We start from the raw sequence: 596 nt of genomic DNA on the forward strand, positions 1-596 counted from the left end.
GTCGCAGGCCTCGAAGGGCGGGACGGGGATGCCGGCCTGCTCCAGGAAGGCGAGGGATTCCGCCTCGGTCGCGCCGTCCGGAGGCGCTTCGATCGGCGCTGTCGGCATCTCTCCCATGGGAGAAGGTCTTGCGCGGCGCAGCTGCGCGAGGCAGCGCGCCAGCAGGCCGGAGGAGCGGAAGATCGGGATACCGGCGGTGTGCAGGATCTCCGGCGAGCGCGTCTCCATGGAGCCGCCGGTCCAGAGCGCGATCATCGGCGCGCCGCCCTCGGCGTGGATCTCGGCCAGCATGGTGCAGACCGAGGTGTAGTCCACCGCACTCGTCAGGATGGGGATGAGCGTCTTCACGGTCGCATCCTGCGCCGCCAGCCGCAGCGCCGCCGCATGCAGCTTCGGCTCCTCCAGCCCGAGCGCGGTGATGTCGATCGGATTGTGGATGGAGATGTAGTCCGGCAGCGTCGCGTGCAGCGCGGCCTCGGTCTCCGGCGTCAGCGGCGCGAAGGCGAGGCCGGCGCGGTCCGCGTGGTCGGCGAAAAGCGCGATGTTGCCGCCGGAGATGCAGATGGCGGCCAGCCCATCCGCGTGCCCCGCCGTGA

The 596-nt window shown here is 71.3% G+C and carries 1 pseudogene; it reads right to left on the reverse strand.

Annotation, left to right across the window (positions count from 1 at the left end):
* Positions 1 to 596, reverse strand: a pseudogene (locus AC1DWF_RS36535) (hypothetical protein); the annotation flags it as partial.

The organism is Aminobacter sp. P4_D5, assembly GCF_056401815.1.